The organism is Deinococcus radiophilus, assembly GCF_020889625.1.
GTDB classification, from domain to species: Bacteria; Deinococcota; Deinococci; order Deinococcales; family Deinococcaceae; genus Deinococcus; species Deinococcus radiophilus.
In genome coordinates this window covers 1,636,745-1,654,378 of the sequence record NZ_CP086380.1, presented here as the reverse complement: position 1 = coordinate 1,654,378, position 17,634 = coordinate 1,636,745, and the positions used below count along the sequence as shown (strand labels likewise).

Below are 17,634 nucleotides of genomic sequence, written 5' to 3'. Positions count from 1 at the left end.
ACAAAGCCGCCCATCTCCCTGAGCACAAAGGAGTCATTATGGAAGCAGCCAAAATTCGTGTGATCGGACTGGGTGGAGCCGGCAACAACGCCGTCAACCGCATGATTGAGTCGGGACTAGACGGCGTGGAATTCATTGCCGGCAACACCGACGCACAGGTACTGGCCAAGAGCCACGCCGAAGTGCGTATTCAGCTGGGTGACCGCCTCACGCGTGGTCTGGGTGCCGGAGCCAATCCTGAGGTGGGCGAGCAAGCCGCCATGGAGGACAAGGAGCGCATCAAAGAGTACCTCGACGGCACCGACATGCTGTTTATCACCGCGGGTATGGGTGGTGGCACCGGTACGGGCAGCGCCCCAGTGGTCGCCGAGATTGCCCGTGAGATGGGCATCCTGAGCGTGGCGATTGTCACGCGGCCCTTCAAGTTTGAAGGCCCTAAGCGCCAGCGCGTGGCTGAAGAAGGCATCAGCAAGCTGGCCGAGCGAGTCGACGGCATGATCGTGGTCAACAACGAGAAGCTGCTGACGGCCATTGACAAGAAGGTGTCGTTCCGCGAGGCGTTCCTGATTGCCGACCGGGTGCTGTACTTCGGCGTCAAGGGCATCAGCGACGTGATCAACGTAGAAGGCATGATCAACCTCGACTTTGCCGACGTGCGCAACCTGCTGAGCAACTCCGGCACCATTCTGATGGGGATCGGCGCAGGCCGGGGCGACAAGATGGTGGAAGAAGCCGCCATGACCGCCATTCACTCGCCGCTGCTGGAGCGCGGCATTGACGGCGCGACCCGCATTCTGGTGAACGTGACCGGCTCGTACGATCTGAGCATGAACGACGCCAACGAGATTCTGGAGCGCGTGCGCGAGGCCACCGGCCAGGAAGATCCGGATGTGCTGTTCGGGATTACCCCCGACGAGGCCGCTGGCGACGAAGTGCGCGTGACCGTCATTGCGACCGGCTTTGACGACAGCCCCTTTGAAGGTGGCAGCAGCTTCGACAACATGGTTCGCCCCGTGCGGACTGGTGGCTCGTCGGGCTACGATCCCAAGGACTACGACATCCCCGCTTTCCTGCGCAACGTCGGGCGCGACTGAGCCTGGCTTCAGTCGCAGGAGCCTTTACACTGGAGTATGACTCCTGAACCTTCCCTTCCCCTGCCCTGGCCTGCGGCGGGGGATTTTGTTTGGCATGCTGAACAGGTGGACCCAATGCGGCCCACGCTGATGATGTTTTTTCATCTGGAGTGCGCCGGGTGCGTTTCGCGGGGCATTCCTTTTATGAAGCGGCTGCATGCACAGTATGGGGACGCAGTGAACTTTGTGGCCGTTCATACGGCGAGGGGTCACCGTCAGTTGCCGCGCGAGGAGGTGCTGCCCACCTTGCTGCATTTTGCCGAGCGGTTCGCGAAATTGCCCTTCACAGTGGCACTGGATGACGACGGCTCACTGGCTGCCGCCTATGCCACTGAGGGGACGCCGCACTGGATTGCGCTGGAGGGGGGCCAAGTGGCGCGCAGCATCTATGGCAGCCAGGAGAACGCGCAGACCCGGCTGGAGTATTGGCTAGAAGAACTGGTCGCCGGAGATGGCCCGGAGCCAGGAGAGGGCTGATGAATCGCCGCCTGAATACCTTGCTGTCTCTAAGTGCCGCCGACGCGCTGGGGGCCGCCACTGAATTCAAGACGCCAGCGGCAATTCAGTCACGCTACGGCGAGACCCTGCGCGACTATCAGCCGGGCAGCGTGTTTGGCTTCGCGCCGGGCGAGGCCACCGATGACAGCCAGATGGTCGTGGCGACCCTGCTAGGCGAGCGGCGCGGTGAAGGACTGGAGGGCGTGCTGCGCGGCCTGACGGACTGGCTAAGTACCCGTCCACCGGATGTAGGTGGGCTGACCCGCAGTGCCCTGGGCTACGCAACCCCAGGCGGCGGCGTGCAGGCCTGGGCAGACAGTGGCTACCAAAGTGCAGGGAATGGTGGCCTGATGAGGATCGCCGCCGTCTGGCTGGCGGAATATACCGGCGAGGAACTGGCCCGTCAGAGTGTGCTGGTCACCGCGCTGACCCACGCCGACCCGCGCTGCGTGTACGCGTCAGTCTTCTTTACGGGGCTGCTGGAGGCGCTGGAACAGGATGAGCCGCTGTCCCGCGCCGCTGCACATGGGCTGGCACGACTGGATCAGACCGATGCGCGTGCCCTGATGCTGGATGCTAGCCTGTTCGGAATCGGCAGCCGCGAAGCCTACGCCGAGTTCGGTGAAGCCAGCCGTGCCGCTCGCCAGCAGGTGCGCGAACGGGTCCGCAGTGGGCTGGAAGGACACCTCACCTCGCAGAGTGGCTATGTGCTGGATACGCTGGAAGCGGCCCTGGCCCATGCCCGCGCTGACGACTGGTTTGATTGCATTGAACCTGCTGCGTTGCTGGGTGACGACTCGGACACGGTGGCCTGCGTGGCGGGGGCAGTGGCCGGAGCGCGGGGGCTGAGTGTGCCAGAGCATTTGCTCCCGCCACTTCGTCTGGGCCACAGCTGGCCTGGATGGCAGCGCGAGTGGGCCTGCGTGGAACATTATCCAGCGCTGCTGACATGATGGAGGAACAATGCTGCGAGTTGGTGCAGCCCCTTCCGGTGACACCTGAGATACTTCCCGTTTGCCTGCGTTCGTTGATTTGCCTGCCGAGGTTCAGCCACGGAATCAAGCCAGGGTTCACCTCTGGTAAAAACACGGGCGAACTTTATGCTCCCTACGGGCTGACTGAACTGACCGCTGGGCATTTGGTTCTTAACCCACTGAACTGCACTCCTCAACTCTTTTTGCCCAAAGCCAAAGAAGACCGGGTGCGCTGGCCTTGGCTCACCACCCACGCGCCCGGTCAGGACCAGCCCTGCACTCGCCTCAGATGAGGTTGTCCTCGGCAAATTCCGCCTGGGCGCTGCGGTCGCCGGACAACTTGGCATAGACCCCGGCCTCGTCCAGTACCCACGAGCCGCGCTCGTCGCTCAGCTCGGTCTGCATAATGTCCAGGAACTCGTCCCGCAGGTGGGGAACCAGTACCGGAGCCAACACCTCTACCCGGCGGTCCAGGTTGCGGCTCATCCAGTCGGCACTGCCGAAATACACTTCTGGGTTGCCACCGTTGCCGTAGGCGTAAATCCGCGAATGTTCCAAGAAGCGGCCCAGGAGGCTGCGAATCTGGATGTTTTCGCTCATGCCTGGAACGCCAGGACGCAGGCAGCACACGCCGCGGATCACCATCTGAACGCGCACGCCTGCCTGTGAGGCCCGGTACAGCGCCTCGATCATGGCGGGGTCGGTCAGCTGGTTGCACTTGCCCACGAACCAGGCGTCGCCGCCCTGCCGCGCCACTTCAGCTTCGCGCTCCAACCGCTCGATAAAGCCGCTGCGGGCGCTATGTGGGGCCACCAGCATATGGCGGTATTCTGCCTCGGCGTACCCAGTCAGGTGGTTGAACAGCTCGGTGGCGTCTGCCCCCAATTCATCATTGGCAGTCAGCAGGCTGAGGTCGGTGTACAGCCGCGCCGTTTTGGGATTGTAGTTGCCAGTCCCGATATGCACGTAGCGGCGCAGCCCGCCCCCCTCGCGCCGTACCACCAGCGTGACCTTGGCGTGGGTCTTGAGGCCCGCCATGCCGTGAACCACGTGTGCTCCAGCCCGTTCCAGTTGTTTGGCCCAGGAGATGTTGCGCTGCTCGTCAAAGCGGGCTTTCAGTTCAATAAAGGCCACCACCTGCTTGCCTGCCTCGGCAGCGGAGCGCAGTGCTCCCAGCAGACGGGAATCGTCGCCAGTCCGGTACAGGGTCTGCTTGATCGCCAGCACCGAGGGATCGGCGGCGGCTTCTTCCAGAAAGTTCAGGACATGCTCGAACGAGTCGTAAGGGTGGTGCAGCAGGATATCGCGACGTTGCAACACGTCAAAAATGCACTCGTCATCACCGCGCACAAAGGGATGCAGGTGCGGCTGGTGGGCCGCAAAGCTCAGGTCCGGGCGGTCCACCGGCAGGCCCATCAGGTCACTGGTTCCCAGTGGGCCGCTCAGCTGATACACGTCCTGCGGCGAGATGTTCATGCGCTCCTGCAGATACCTCACCAGGCGGCGCGGCAAGTTGTCCATCACTTCCAGGCGCACCGGGTTGCCGAAGCGGCGGCGGCGCAGGCCGTCCTCCACCGTGGCCAGCAGATCCTCGGCCTCGTCCTCGTCAAAGTCGAAGTCGGTGTTCCTGGTCACGCGGAACAGGTAAGCGGCCTGCACCCGGCGGCCCCGGAACAGCTCGCCCATGTGCGCGGCCATGATGTCTTCGAGCAGCAGCAGCTTGCCGCCGATGTCCACCAGGCGCGGCAGCACGCCCACCGGCACCTTCACGCGGGCGAAATCCGGATCGGTTTTTTTCTTCTTGCCTTCCAGCAGCACGGCCAGGTTCAGGCTCAGGTTGCTGATGTAGGGAAAGGGGTGACTGGGGTCCACCACCAGCGGTGTCAGCACCGGCTGAATCTGACTGAGGTAGTGGGCGCGGGCCTGGGCGCGGTCCCCCTCGTCCAGCTCGTCCATGCGCCAGATGCGCACGCCCTGTTCTTCCAACGCCGCGAAAATACGCCGGGTGACCGTCTCGATTTCGGTCATCATGGCCTGAGTGTGCTCACGCACCAGCCGCAGCACTTCACGCGGCAACAGGCCGTCCAGGCTGGGGGTCTGCACGCCAGCGGCAATCTGCTGATGAATCCCCGCCACGCGCACCATGAAGAACTCGTCCAGATTGCTGCCGCAGATGGCGGCAAATTTGAGGCGTTCCAACAGCGGATTGCGCTCATCTTTGGCTTCGGCCAGCACGCGCTCGTTGAAGGCCAGCCAGGACATCTCACGGTTGAGATATTCACTGCCTGGATTGGCCAGTGTGCTGAAGGTTTCGAGCAGAGGACGGGGCGACGAGTCCTGTGGCAACTCGGCCATCACTTCCACTTTGGCAGAGGCGGCCCCTACCAAGGGTTCGGTAGGACCAACACCCTTCGCTTTGCCAGCACTGGAGGCTTTGGCTTCGGTGGTTTGGGGTTTGGCTTTGGCTGCGGTGGGCCGTTTGCGTTGTGGCGTGGTTTTGGAGGCCCTAGAGGCCGATTGGCCCGCAGTGGGCTTGGTGGCGGAAGGTTTGGAGGAAGTGCGGCGAGGGGATTTGGCTTTGGTCATTCGTTACCTCAAAGGAACGCATCTGAACAGAAAAAACAGGTGCGCGGCCCCATTGAAGCGCAAGGCCGCCGCCTGTAGGTCAGCGGAATGTCAGCTTCTGCAGCCGTCCACTCGCGCCGACCGGATTACACCCGGCGCAGCACCAGTGCGGCGTTCTGGCCACCGAAAGCGAAAGAGTTGCTCAGGGCATAGTCCACTTGCTTTTCGCGCGCGCCATCGGCGACGTAGTCCAGGTCGCACTCAGGGTCGGGATTGGTCAGGTTGATGGTCGGCGGCAGAATGCCGTCCTGTAGCGCCTGAGCCACCGCGATGGCCTCTACCGCGCCCGCTGCGCCCAGCAGGTGTCCGGTCATGGACTTGGTGCTGCTCACGGCCAGCTCATAGGCGTGGTCGCCAAACACGTGCTTGATGCCCTGGGTTTCGTGCAGGTCGTTGGCGGGTGTGGAGGTGCCGTGCGCGTTGATGTAGCCCACCTGCTCGGGGTTGATACCAGCGGTCCGCAGGGCCATACGCATGGCCAGTTGTGCCCCGGCACCCCGTGGCGCAGGCATGGTGATGTGGTGCGCGTCGGCGCTCACGCCAAAGCCCAGCACCTCAGCGTAGATGTTGGCGCCGCGGGCTTTGGCCATTTCGTATTCCTCCAGCATCACCACGCCCGCACCTTCACCCATCACGAAGCCGTCACGCTCGGCGTCGAAAGGACGGCTGGCGGCCTGGGGATCGTCGTTGCGGGTGCTGAGCGCCTTCATGTTGGCAAAGCCGCCCATCGCCAGCGGCACGATGCTGGCCTCGGTGCCGCCGGCCAGCATCCGGTCCGCCAGGCCCAGCTGGATATAGCGGGCCGCCTCACCGATGGACCCGGTCCCGGTCGCGCAGGCCGTGACCACCGTGCTGCTCGGTCCCATCAGGCCGTAGCGCATGGCCGCGTGTCCGGTGGCCATGTTGGCGATCATCATCGGAATAAACATTGGGCTAATGCGCCCCGCGCCACGCTCGAAATTCACTTTGGACTGCGCCTCGAAGGTTTCCATGCCCCCGATCCCGCTGCCGATCAGGGTACCGGTGCGCTCGCCAGCGATTTCTTCACGGGTCAGGCCACTGTCTTCTACAGCCAGATCGGCGGCGGCCAGTGCGAACTGCACCACCCGGTCCAGGCGGCGGGCTTCCTTGGGAGCAATCCACTGGCTCAGGTCGGTTTTGACCTCACCGGCAATTTTGCTGGCGATCTCACTCGGATCAAAGCGGGTGATGGGGCCGATACCGCTTTTTCCAGCGCGTTGGGCCTGGGCGAATTCTTCCTTGCCGGTCCCGATAGGGGTAAGAGGGCCAATACCGGTAATGACAACACGTTTGAGATCCATGATTTTGCTCCTTGTGGGGAAATCTTAGTGAGCTCTTGATGGTGGAGCGGGCGTCCGGCAGGAGGCGGCTGGCGGTCGCCGCGTCTGAGCATCAAGGGGGGAGACGCGGAAACGGAAGCGACAGAGAACCCGCACGGGGCGCTCTGTCTGCTTGCGGCCACTCTCGCGGCATCTGGGATGCTTAGGCGCTGACGCCTGGGCAACCACAGGCGGGAATTACTGGTTCTGCTCGACGTAGTCCACAGCGGCCTGCACCGTGCGGATGTTCTCGGCGTCTTCGTCGCTGATGGTCAGGCCGAATTTGTCTTCCAGACCCATCACCAGCTCGACGATTTCCAGGCTGTCAGCGCCCAGGTCTTCCACGAAGCGGGCTTCGGGAGTCACCTGGTCTGCGTCGGCGCCCAGTTTTTCTACGATCACTTCTTTTACGTCATCAAATACTGCCATGGTTCGTACCTCCTGCTGTTTGGAATTCAGCCCAGTGTAGCCGATTTGTGCGTCAGCGGGGCGCGGGCTAGACTGGGTTTAAGGTTCCGGCAAGCTGCGCTGCGCCCAGGCTCAGTGCGGGTTCATGCCCCCGTCCACGCCGATGGTCTGACCTGAGATGTAGCCTGCGCCTTCCGAGGCCAGGAAGCCAACCAGTGCAGCGACTTCTTCGGGGCGGCCCATGCGGCCCAGCGGAATATTTTTCTCGTATTCGGCGCGTAGATCGCTGCTGAGGTCCGCCGTCATGTCGGATTCGATAAAGCCGGGAGCCACGGCATTCACAGTGATGCCGCGCCCGCCATATTCCTTGGCAAGGGCTTTGGTCAGCCCGATCAGGCCAGCTTTGGCGGCCACGTAATTGGCCTGTCCAGGGTTGCCGCTCAGGGCCACCACGCTGCTCACGTTGATGATTCGGCCCGTGCGGGCCCGCATCATGTGTTTGATGGCGGCGCGGCTGGCGCTGAAGGCACTGCTGAGGTTGGTCTGGATCACGGCGTTCCAGTCCTCGTCCTTCATGCGTATGGCCAGACCATCGCGGGTAATCCCGGCGTTGTTGACCAGCACGATGAGGCCGCCCATCACCTTGATCACGTCTTCGACCAGCCCAGCGGCATTGGCGGGATCCGAAAGGTCCGCGCCGAAGACCTGCGCCGTGCCGCCCGCGTCACGAATTTCGGCGGCGACCGCTTCGGCCTGTTCCTGGCCGCGTCCATAGTGTACGGCCACCGCGTAGCCATCCTGGGCGAGTTGCAGGGCCATCGCCCGGCCCAGCCCCCGGCTGGAACCGGTGACGAGGGCAATACGGGCGGCGGATTGGGATTCTGTTTCGGTCATTTGTTCTCCTTAGAAGTGGGGTACAGAGCTGCGGCCAGGCTGCCCCAGCATCAGCGCCCTACGCCGTGTAGGTCTTCAGCGCTGCCGACGTTGATCACTTCAGCGCCGGGTACGATCTTCTTGACGAGGCCGCTCAGCACCTTGCCGGGGCCGAACTCGATAAAGACTTCGGCACCCGCCTGATGCAGCGCCTGAATGGTTTCTACCCAGCGCACCGGGGCGGTGATCTGCTGGGCCAGCAGATCTGGCACGTCCTGAGCACCCCCATAAGGTTGGGCCGTCACATTGGCGTAGACCGGGAAGGCCAGCTCACCCACGGCCACCTGTGTCAGTGCGGGGGTCAGGCCTGCCTGAGCGGGTTCCATCAGTGGGCAGTGAAATGGTGCGCTGACCTTGAGGGGAATGATCTTGAGGCCGCGTTCCTTGAGTTGTGCGCCTGCGTCGGCCACCGCCTGGGCGCTGCCGGAGATCACCGTCTGGGTAGGCGCATTGAAATTGGCGGGTTGTACCCCGTCCAGCCCATTACAAACTTCGCGTACCGCGCCCGCGTCGCCCATCACGGCGCTCATGGCCCCCTGGCCCACGGGAACAGCCTGCTGCATCAGTTCGCCGCGCTGGCGGGTCAGGCGTAGGGCGTCTTCCAGGCTTAGCGCCCCGGCAGCCACCAGTGCTGAATACTCACCCAGCGAGTGCCCCGCCGCAAAGGCTGGGATTAGGCCCGTCGCCTCGGTCCAGGCGCGGTAGGCAGCGGTGCTGGCTGCAACCAGGGCGGGTTGCTGGTTGGCGGTCAGGGTCAGGTCTTCCAGTGGCCCTTCCTCAATCAGCGTCCGCAGGCCGGGCAGCGTGGCCTCCGCTTGGTGATAGACCGCCTCAGCTACCGGAGAGGCAGCGGCCAGGTCTGCACCCATCCCTACGGCGTGCGACCCCTGGCCGGGAAACAGGGCCGCGATTTTTTTGTCTCTCAGATTCTCGAATGTCATCTTGCACTCCATTTAAAAGCATGACTTGCAGGGACACGCCCAAGGGTGTCCCCACTCTCTTGGGTGATCAGGCGTTTGGCTCGGAGCGTAGGGACGGCGCTCCCGCCCACCACCGTAGGGTACAGGCGGCCCAGCTCAGGCCACCGCCAAAGGCGACCAGGAGCAGGTTCTGACCGTCCTGAATGCGTCCATCGCGCACGGCGTCCACAATCGCCAGCGGAACCGTGGCCGCCGAGGTATTGCCATAGCGGTCCAGGTTGACTACGAACTTCTCGGTCGAGACGCCAAAGCGCTCGGCGGCAGCCTCGATGATACGCACATTGGCCTGGTGAGGGATGATCCAGCTGATATCGTCAATCGTCATGCCGGATTTGGCCAGCACCTGCTGACCGCTTTCGGGAATGATTCGCACGGCGAACTTGAAGACCTCGCGGCCATTCATGCCGGCGTAGTCGCCTACTGGGGTGCCGTCGGGCAGCTGAGGGGCTGCTCCAGGCATAAACAGGCTGGCCCCGCCTGTGCCGTCCGCACCCATCACGAATTCACCCAGGCCGTAGCCCGCCGGAACTGGGCCGACCACTGCTGCGCCCGCACCGTCAGCAAACAGGATGGCGTTGTTGCGCTCCTGTTGGTCTACCTTTTTGGTCAGCACTTCGGTGCCGATCACCAGCACACGCCGGGCGATGCCCGCAGCGATCTGCCCCTTGGCCATCGCCAGTCCATACACAAAGCCGGAGCAGGCCACCGAAATGTCGGCGGCGGCCACACCACGTAAGCCCACCTGTTCTCCGATCAAGGCCGCGGTGCTGGGAAACATGGCGTCGGGGGTGCCCGTGGCGCACAGAATCAGGTCCACGTCTTTCAGGCCGTCAGGGTCACGGGCCAGGAGATCTTGTACGGCCTTCACACCCAGGTGCGAGGAGTACTCATCTTCGGCGGCGTAGCGGCGTTCACGCATCCCGGTGCGGGTTTCGATCCACTCGGCGGTGGTGTCCAGATAGGATTCAAAGTGGGCGTTGGTCACGACCCGCTCAGGCACATACAGGCCCAGCGCGGTGATCCCGATACCGCCCGCTTGGGCGGGGGAGAGTTGAGTCATACTTGCAAGCTAGCATTCTTTGAACGACGGTTCAATGAATTCGGGACACGGTGCAAGGATCTGCCAAGACAACACAATAGGAGCGCTCAGGCACATGGCCCAGGCGCTCCTAAGAAGGTGAAGCTTATTCTTCTTCGCCGCTCTTGTCTTCAGTCTTGGTGTCGGCTTCAGCAGCTTGCTCGGTGCTGGCTTCTTCAGCTTTTGCCTCTTTGGCAGGCGCTTCCTCGGTCTGCCCACCCAGCTCACTCAGAGCCTGGTTCAGGGCCTTGGAGCGCAGAATATCGGTGTAGAAGGCGTTCAGGCCACCTGCACCCATCTGGCTCTGCAGTTCCTGAGCGCTGACGCCGCTCATCTGGGCCATGGCCATCAGGTTCTGGCTGAACTCCTGATCGCTCACCTGCACGCCAAGTTCCTCGGCCAGTTTGCCCAGGGCCAGGTCACGCTTGACGCGCTGCTCGGCGTTGCGGCCCAGTTCACCCATGAAGTCTTCCAGCTTGCCCTGCTCACGCATGAAGCCTTCGTACTCGCCCCAGCGCACGCCCTGGCGGCCCAGGTCACTGCGGATTTCGTTCATCAGGTCATCCTGGCGGCGCTGAATCAGCGACTGAGGAATATCGACCTGCATGCCACTGATCAGGGAGTCCAGGAATTCTTCACGGCGGGCGGTGTCACCTTCGCTCTTGGCGCGGCGCTCCAGCTCCTCGCGCAGCGTACCGCGCAGTTTCTCTAGGTTCTCGAACTGCATGGTGCCGGCAAAGTCGTCGTTCAGCTCGGGCAGGTTCTTGGAGCGGATGCTCAGCACCTTGACCTTGACCGGGGTGGCGTCTTCGCCTTCTTCAGCTGGCACGCTGATCTCGACTTCGTCGCCAGCGTTCTTGCCCATCAGCGCCTGCTGAATGTGCTCGCCAGCCATGTCCATGTAGATGGGGTAGCTGCCGTCTTCGCCCTCTTCTTCGACCGTGACCTGATCGCCCGCTTCGATGGCGCGGCTCACGTCTTCAAAGGTAGCGGCGCGTTCCTGCATGTCGGCCAAGGTGCGGTCTACCACTTCGTCGGTGACTTCAGGTGCGGCGGCTTCCAGGCTCAGGCCCTTCCAGTCGCCCAGGGTCACTTCGGGGTACAGGTCGCCAGTGACATTGAAGGTAAAGGTTTCACCGCTCCGCACCGGCTGAGGGTCAATCTGGGCGTCCACCATATTCAGTTCCAGCTCGCGCACGGCGCGGGGGAAGTGAGCGTTCACCAGGCGGTTCTGGACTTCGCCTTCCACGTAGCCCTCGCCCACGCGCTTTTCGATCACGCGGCGCGGAGCCTTGCCGGGGCGGAAGCCGGGCACGCGAGCCTGCTGGGCCAGACCTTTCCACACGGCGTCAAAGGCGCTGTTCACTTCAGCGGCGGGGACTTCGACTTTGAATTCGACCTGATGACCATCTTTTTTGATTAACTCTGCCATGAATCTCCCGTATAGCCGCACCCCGGTTTAAGGACTGCGCTGCCCCACCACGTTGGGCGGACTGGGCGCGGGTGGGCCTCTTTGCTTCAAAAGCGTACTATACACGCACCAGCAGTGGCAGCCCTGGAGTCGCCACCTTGGTCCGTCCATACAAACAAAAAAGCGGCTGGCCCTAGGCTGGGCCGCCGCTGTTGGTGCGAGGAAAGGGACTTGAACCCTCACTCCGAAGAACCAGATCCTAAGTCTGGCGCGTCTACCAATTCCGCCATCCTCGCGCACTTCTGGCCTGACTTAAGTTTGAGAATAAAGGAGCCCCACTGCCAAAACAAGCGGGGCTTCCTGGTGTTGGGGTGGAATATGGGACTTGAACCCACGGCCTCCGCTTCCACAGAGCGGCGCTCTAACCAACTGAGCTAATCCCACCACAGCTGCCTTGTAGCACATAAGACGCAATCAGGCTTAGCCATGCTAAAGAAAAGCCCCCCCGCTGTCAAGGTGGGGCAGCGCAGGTCCACCTCAGGGAAAAGGCAGCGCGTCAGGGTCCAGAAGCTGTTGTGGCTCTCTTGGGCCGTCCAGAATCAGCCAGACCGGGTCGGCTGGGCGGTGAGGCTGCTCAGGGTCGGCCAGGTGAGGTCGGGTCAGTGTCGCCTGGTAGTGACCCGAGGGCAGTTGCAGCTGCAAGTATCCTGGACGACCGGAGTAACGCACGTTATCCAGCGTCTGCTGCCAACCTGTGCCCATGGACCGGGCGGGGAGCAGGTCGGTCAGATACTGTCCGGGAGCCAGCGTCGGATCAATCTTCAGCACCTCGGCCAGGCCACGGCTGAGGGCCATCACGCGTAGGTCATCGTCCAGCAGCGCGACCGGCAGTACCAGCTGATGCAGCAAATGATTGCGCTGTTGCTCGGTGATTTCCAGGTCCTGCTGGGCGGCGTGGGCCACCAAAGGGGCCAGATTGATCAGCACTCCACCCACCACATCGTCCATCACGCACGGCGTGGCCCTCAGGTGAAACCACTGTCCCTGAGGGGTCGCCACCTCCTGTTCCAGGTTTGTGAGGTGCTCTACGACCTGTCTGGCAACGGCAGTCAGGTCAATATCGCGCAGTCTAGTATGCAGGCTGGGCAGCGGCTGTTGCAGCGAGTCGTTGGAGAGGCCAAGCAACTCAGCCAGGGCTGGGGTGAAGGCCTGTACCCGGCCCTCCGTGTCCAGACAGAGCGACATCAGGCCCAGATGCTGTGCCATTGTGGCCCACTGACCTGCAGTGAACTGACCAGGCTGTGGCCCAGCAGCTTCGCCGGCGCAGTGCTGGTCTGGCCGCCCGGGTGGGAGGGCCGTTTGCCGTGCCAGTAGGTCTTGCAGGGTGCGGCGGGTTTCTTGGGTGAGCAATAGGTCTCCCTGAATGGCCCGCAGGTCACTGCGGAGAAGTTCCCGCTCATTCAGCAGATCCTGGATATAGGCCCGGCTGTAGCTCAGTTCTTGGTCTAGCGGTGATGGACTGGCCGCGCCGACTCCTGATCCGGAGCTGTGCAAAGAAGCGGCTACGCCGTCAAACACCACCAGATAGGCCGCCGACTGTGGCAAGGGCTCAGCGCTGAGGAATCCGCCTGTCTCTCCGAAAGCGCGCTGAACACGTCTGCGATCATGGATGGCTGCTGACAAGACGGCCTGAGAGGCCGCTTGCACTTCCGCAGGCAACAGACCGGCCAGGACCGCGCCGGGCCGCACCGATATGCCCAGCCACTGCGACGCCGCATGATTCAGCCACAGCAGTTCGCCCTGAGCGCTGACTACGGCGGCGGGTGGAGTCCAGGTGCTTAAGGCCTCCAGTGCCTTTATCCCCAGCGCTGTCGGACGCGGTTTCGTGCTGCCAGGCAACTCTGGAGCGGGCACAAAATGGCTAAGCCAGCTGGAAGATGGCGGCCTGACCGCTGAGCTACGTCGGAAGAGGCTCTGGGCAGAGTCCAGCACATCAAAGTTCAGCCCAATGTCCTCATTCACAAGAGTTGGGGACAGGGGTTCAGACACACCCAGCAGCAGCAAACCAGCAGGCCGCAGGCCAGCAGCAAAACCGTCCAGTACCTGCCGCTGCACCTCAGGCCGCAGATAGTGCACCAAGTTGCGGCAGGAGATCAGGTCCAGGTCGGTCAGTGGTGGGTCTTTGATGACGTCATGCTGGGCGAACACGATCTGCTGACGCAATTCAGCTCTCACGCGGTAGCCACCGGAAACCTGCTCTAGAAAGCGGGCGCGCCGCTCTGGTGTGAGCGCCTGTGCAGCAGCCTGACTGTAGTGACCCTGACGTGCGCGGTCCAGATATTCCGGCGAGATGTCCGTGGCAAAAATCTGAAAATGTCGCGGCGAGCCCTTTGCTCCCAGCGGCTCACTTTCCAGCACTTCAGTCAGGAGCATCGCAATAGAGTAAGCTTCTTCACCGCTGGAACACGCGGGAACCCAGACTCGCCAAGTGGCAGCGTCGCGGTCAGGACGGCGAACCAGCTCCCTCAACGCTTCTTCCAGCGCAGCAAACGCTGGGCGGTCCCGGAAAAACCGAGTTCCATTGATCAGCAGTTCATCCTTTAGCGCAGTTGCCTCATCCGGATGGTTGCTGAGCCAGCGCTGATAGTCCCCGAGCGTCTGCAAATCCAGCTGTTGCATCCGGCGGTCAATTCTCCGCAGCAGTGTCGTCCAGCGGTAGGCGGCGAAGTCTTGCCCAGTGTGCTGCCTGGCTGTTTCGGTCACGCTTGCCAGCACCTTGTCCAGTGGCTGCGGCAACTGGGCTGTACCCAGCAGGCCGAGCTGTTCGCGGGTCAGTGCGCTGCTGGCTGGGCCTGCTGACAGCATCACGGCCAGGTCTTCGGCTCCCAGCACAGCGGTGGGCCGCGTTTGTGCCAGCACTGAGCGGGGCAAGCGCGAGTAGTGCGAGGTTTCGGGCGCCAGCACCAGCAGCTGCCCACCGGCCTGTGTCACAGCACGCAGGTCAGCTGCACCAGGCAGTTCAGTCTGACCTGCCAGGATCACCGTCTTGAGGTCGGGACCATACTGCGCCGCCAGCTCCAAGAGCAGCTCGGCAGCGCAGTCCTCGGTACATCCGTCTGCTTTGGCCCATAGTGCATTACCCTGAACCGTCCAACCTTGCTGCATGGACAGCACATACAGATGGTCAGGCTGCATGGTCATCTTGTCTTGAGGAGCAGGAACCAGGACTGGAATGGGCAGCAGTCGCTGTAGCTGCGGCGCTAACCATGCCGCCCTTTGTCCGTGAACCAGCAGGAGATAAGTGCGGCCCAATCCCGTGCTCAGCCCAGCCATGCACTGCTCCAGCGCGTCCAGCGCCTGCGCTTCGCTCAGAATCGCGACGACCCCCGTAAGCGGCGCACCTTCTGAAAAAGCAGACTGAGTCGTTACTTTGGACATCATGACACCTTCAACTCATGCTAGAGCCTATGCGTGCTCGGTCCTCAAGAATGACCTTTAAAAAACTGGTATTTAACCTTTACGCAGCAAAGAAAAATTCATAGGCTCAACGGGTCTTTATGAGCCGGCTTGGCAGACTGAATACTGTCAAGTCTCTGCGCAACAAGTTGATCTCTTGCCTCAGGCCTATCCCCGGATAGTGCTGGAACTGATTCCAGCTTCAATATGCCTTCACACAAAATTATGAATTTGTTACACTGAAGTCCGTACGGCGTGAGCGGGTCGGAGGTCTGTCAGCTCAGTAGGTGACAACTTCGTCTAAAGGCGCTCCTGGTGGGCAAAAGGGCTGGGTCAACAGGTCTAGGACAGCCATGAACTGTTTGGGTTTCCACCGTAAGGCATCCACGAGATGCTGAGCACCGTGCCGCACCAGACTGACCGCTCTACGACCATGCTTGAGAACGGGGATGGGCTGGGTCTGGCCCAGCCAGACCCCCAGGCGCAAGCAGAACACCCAGGCCAGTGTCACCAGGCCAAAGAGCCGCTGTAGACGGCTCCTTTCCGTCATCCCAGTCCGCTCCAGGTCGAAGCCTCGCATCTTGAAGCTGCTGAAGGTGCACTCGATTGACCAGCGCTGCTTGTACAGCTTCCAGGTCTTCCGAGCGCTGAAATCTGTGGCAATGATGACGAGGTCACCTGTGGATGACCTCGTCGCGACCACCCGCATGAGTTCGCCAAACACGAACACCTTTTCGTCGATTTCATGGAAATGACCGTGCTGGACGTGCTTAAACCATTCCTTCCCATTCGTGTCGTCCAGCATGTCGCTGTGCCGAATGCGGATCGCCCGCTTGATGCCTTGACGACGGAGAAAACGGAACCACTCCGCACCGATGAACTCACGGTCAGCCACCAGGCCTTGCCAGCGTTTCGCTGGCAAGACGCGGAGGAGCTTCAATACCAGCCACATACGGGCATAGGTATGGCTGTTCCCAGACTCATCAAGAGGAACCCAAATCAGGGGCAGGGTGAAGCCATGAACCACGGCTCCAAGCACCAGAAAATTGATGGGCGTTTCCCCATGCTCCCAGTTGGTGCGGTCCAGACTCAGCAACACCTTCCCCGGTGGAAGATGGACGACGAGCAGAGCGATGAAAAAGTCCATGTCCAGCTGCTCATCCCGGAAGGTTCGGTCCGCCCTTCTTTTCTTGGCTTGCGGCGTGCTGATACCGGGCATGTGAGGACTCAGGTCGTGATGATTGATGCTCCTCGCGGCAATCATCGCCAGAAGCACATCGATCAGCCGCTGAAGGGTGTCAATGCGGAGGTGACTCGCGTGTGCTTTGAAGTGGCGGGTCAGTACGGTAGCCTGCTGGGCGGCGGATTCTGTTGTTTTCACACTCTCAGGAAACCGTGAACAGTCGGCCCCATCAAGCTTGATGGGGCCGACTGTTGGTTTTTGCCGTCTAGGACAATGTGAAACTGAAGTTGTCACCTACTGAGGTCTGTCAGACTCGCTGTTTGATTTGGTCCCCTTGAAGGCCTGGCTGCTCAGAAGCAACCGACAGGAGTGCTGCATGACCATCCCAAATTTTTCTAGCTCTGAGAGCGAAGGTGGCGCTCAGCTGCAAGTAGAGCAGGTCCAGGCAGACAGGACAGCTGCTGACCCCGCAACTGTTTTAGGTCCTCAGGGCTGGCCGGGCGATTCCGCCAGCTATCAGTTGCTGTTTGAGGATGCGCCAGTCGGCTATATGGTCCTGAACCGCAGCGGCCAGATTATGCGTGCCAATCATGCAGCGGGAGCCATGTTGGGTCTGGCCAGTGGACAACTGGAAGGTCAGCAGCTGACCCACTGGCTGCACTGGCAGCAGCATGGGCAGTTGGAAGCTCTGCTGGGAACCCTGGAAGGCCGCTTGCTTCAGGGGGGCAAGTCGGCAGAATTCAAGTTGCTGCGTGCCGACGGTCAGAGCTGTTACGCACAGGTCGAGCTGGTGGTCAGCCACAATGTTCAGGAGGCCGGACCGGGAGGCTCGCAGCTGCTGATGGCCCTTTCGGATATTACGGCCCTGAAAAAAGCCCAGCGCGACCTGGTGCATCTGAACCAGACACTTGAAAGCCGCATTGAGCAGCGGACGGCAGACGCACTGAGCATGGCCAGCGAAATGGAGCGCTTTATGCAGTCGGTCGCACACGACTTGGCGACGCCATTGCGGCATATCCTGAGCTTTGCTGGCCGCCTCGAAACGGCTGATCTCAATGAGCAGTCGCGCCGCTCGGTGGCGACCATTGTGGCTTCGGCGCGGCGCATGGAGACGCTGATCAGTGCGCTGGATCAGCTGGCCCTGGCCTGCAACTCTCAGCTCAGTCTGACGGCCATAGACCTCGACCGGGTGCTGGACGCTGCCCTCAAGGAAAGTGGGAACGCGCCGGGGCTGACCCTCCACCGTGAGGACCTGCCCAGGGTGATTTGTGATACGCAGTCCATGCAAACGGTCCTGCGGCAACTGCTGGAGAATGCCTTTAAAGCCACCGATGGCCGTCCCCATCCCACCTTGCGGATCTGGGCTGAGCAAGTCGGAGCTGAAATCGTCATTTATCTGCGCGACAATGGACGCGGTTTCAATCCTAATTACCGCGAATCCATGTTCGAGGTCTTCCGCAAGTTGCACCCTGAGCGCGATTTTCCCGGTGAGGGCGTGGGCTTGGCTGTGGTGCGGCGCCTGATGCTCCGCCAGGGTGGCCGCATCTGGGCCGAATCGGCGGGACAGGATCAGGGAGCCAGCTTCACGCTGGTCCTGCCCGCTGCCCCCTGAGGG

The 17,634-nt window shown here is 61.9% G+C and carries 13 protein-coding genes and 2 tRNA genes; 4 read left to right on the top strand and 11 right to left on the bottom strand.

Annotation, left to right across the window (positions count from 1 at the left end; translation table 11 throughout):
- The first annotated feature begins 38 nt into the window (after positions 1 to 38).
- The 3 genes from ftsZ (at position 39) to LMT64_RS08335 (ending at position 2,584) form a co-directional block, all read left to right on the top strand.
- Positions 39 to 1,094 (top strand): cell division protein FtsZ, encoded by a 1,056-nt coding sequence (gene ftsZ, locus LMT64_RS08345; protein WP_126351093.1) that lies wholly within the window; start codon positions 39 to 41, stop codon positions 1,092 to 1,094.
- Between the two features lie 183 nt (positions 1,095 to 1,277).
- Positions 1,278 to 1,610 carry a thioredoxin domain-containing protein gene (locus tag LMT64_RS08340; RefSeq protein ID WP_324295878.1) on the top strand — a complete coding sequence of 111 codons (333 nt, stop codon included), beginning with the start codon at positions 1,278 to 1,280 and terminating at the stop codon, positions 1,608 to 1,610.
- On the top strand, positions 1,607 to 2,584 hold the full coding sequence (locus LMT64_RS08335) for an ADP-ribosylglycohydrolase family protein (protein WP_126351138.1): 978 nt from the start codon (positions 1,607 to 1,609) through the stop codon (positions 2,582 to 2,584). The genes LMT64_RS08340 and LMT64_RS08335 overlap by 4 nt, the downstream gene beginning before the upstream one ends.
- 306 nt (positions 2,585 to 2,890) lie before the next feature.
- On the opposite strand, the gene ppk1 is transcribed toward LMT64_RS08335, so the two are convergent.
- The 11 genes from ppk1 to LMT64_RS08280 all read right to left on the bottom strand — a co-directional run bounded on the left by ppk1 (position 2,891) and on the right by LMT64_RS08280 (position 16,100).
- Positions 2,891 to 4,960, bottom strand: a complete 2,070-nt coding sequence (gene ppk1 / locus LMT64_RS08330) for a polyphosphate kinase 1 (RefSeq protein ID WP_126351139.1) — start codon at positions 4,958 to 4,960, stop codon at positions 2,891 to 2,893.
- Positions 4,961 to 5,316: 356 nt separating this feature from the next.
- Complete coding sequence (gene fabF / locus LMT64_RS08325; protein WP_229253152.1) at positions 5,317 to 6,552, bottom strand: beta-ketoacyl-ACP synthase II; 1,236 nt, start codon at positions 6,550 to 6,552, stop codon at positions 5,317 to 5,319.
- 216 nt (positions 6,553 to 6,768) lie between these two features.
- Positions 6,769 to 6,999 carry an acyl carrier protein gene (gene acpP, locus LMT64_RS08320; protein WP_126351096.1) on the bottom strand — a complete coding sequence of 77 codons (231 nt, stop codon included), beginning with the start codon at positions 6,997 to 6,999 and terminating at the stop codon, positions 6,769 to 6,771.
- A 111-nt stretch (positions 7,000 to 7,110) separates the two neighbouring features.
- Positions 7,111 to 7,872, bottom strand: a complete 762-nt coding sequence (fabG, locus tag LMT64_RS08315; RefSeq protein ID WP_126351097.1) for a 3-oxoacyl-[acyl-carrier-protein] reductase — start codon at positions 7,870 to 7,872, stop codon at positions 7,111 to 7,113.
- Positions 7,873 to 7,922: 50 nt separating this feature from the next.
- Positions 7,923 to 8,852, bottom strand: a complete 930-nt coding sequence (fabD, locus tag LMT64_RS08310; protein ID WP_126351098.1) for an ACP S-malonyltransferase — start codon at positions 8,850 to 8,852, stop codon at positions 7,923 to 7,925.
- 67 nt (positions 8,853 to 8,919) lie between these two features.
- A complete protein-coding gene (locus tag LMT64_RS08305; RefSeq protein ID WP_126351099.1) occupies positions 8,920 to 9,951 on the bottom strand; it encodes a beta-ketoacyl-ACP synthase III in 1,032 nt (343 codons plus the stop codon).
- 124 nt (positions 9,952 to 10,075) lie between these two features.
- Complete coding sequence (tig, locus tag LMT64_RS08300) at positions 10,076 to 11,401, bottom strand: trigger factor (RefSeq protein WP_126351100.1); 1,326 nt, start codon at positions 11,399 to 11,401, stop codon at positions 10,076 to 10,078.
- Between the two features lie 192 nt (positions 11,402 to 11,593).
- Positions 11,594 to 11,676: transfer RNA gene (locus LMT64_RS08295), tRNA-Leu, on the bottom strand.
- A gap of 71 nt (positions 11,677 to 11,747) precedes the next feature.
- Positions 11,748 to 11,824: transfer RNA gene (locus tag LMT64_RS08290), tRNA-His, on the bottom strand.
- Positions 11,825 to 11,917: 93 nt separating this feature from the next.
- Entirely contained in the window at positions 11,918 to 14,818 is a 2,901-nt protein-coding gene (locus LMT64_RS08285; protein ID WP_170165905.1) for a CheR family methyltransferase, read from the bottom strand.
- A gap of 298 nt (positions 14,819 to 15,116) precedes the next feature.
- Positions 15,117 to 16,100 (bottom strand): IS4 family transposase, encoded by a 984-nt coding sequence (locus tag LMT64_RS08280; protein ID WP_126353712.1) that lies wholly within the window; start codon positions 16,098 to 16,100, stop codon positions 15,117 to 15,119.
- 295 nt (positions 16,101 to 16,395) lie between these two features.
- Between LMT64_RS08280 and LMT64_RS08275 the strand changes: the two genes are divergently transcribed.
- A complete protein-coding gene (locus tag LMT64_RS08275) occupies positions 16,396 to 17,631 on the top strand; it encodes a PAS domain-containing sensor histidine kinase (RefSeq protein WP_126351102.1) in 1,236 nt (411 codons plus the stop codon).
- Positions 17,632 to 17,634 lie beyond the last annotated feature (3 nt).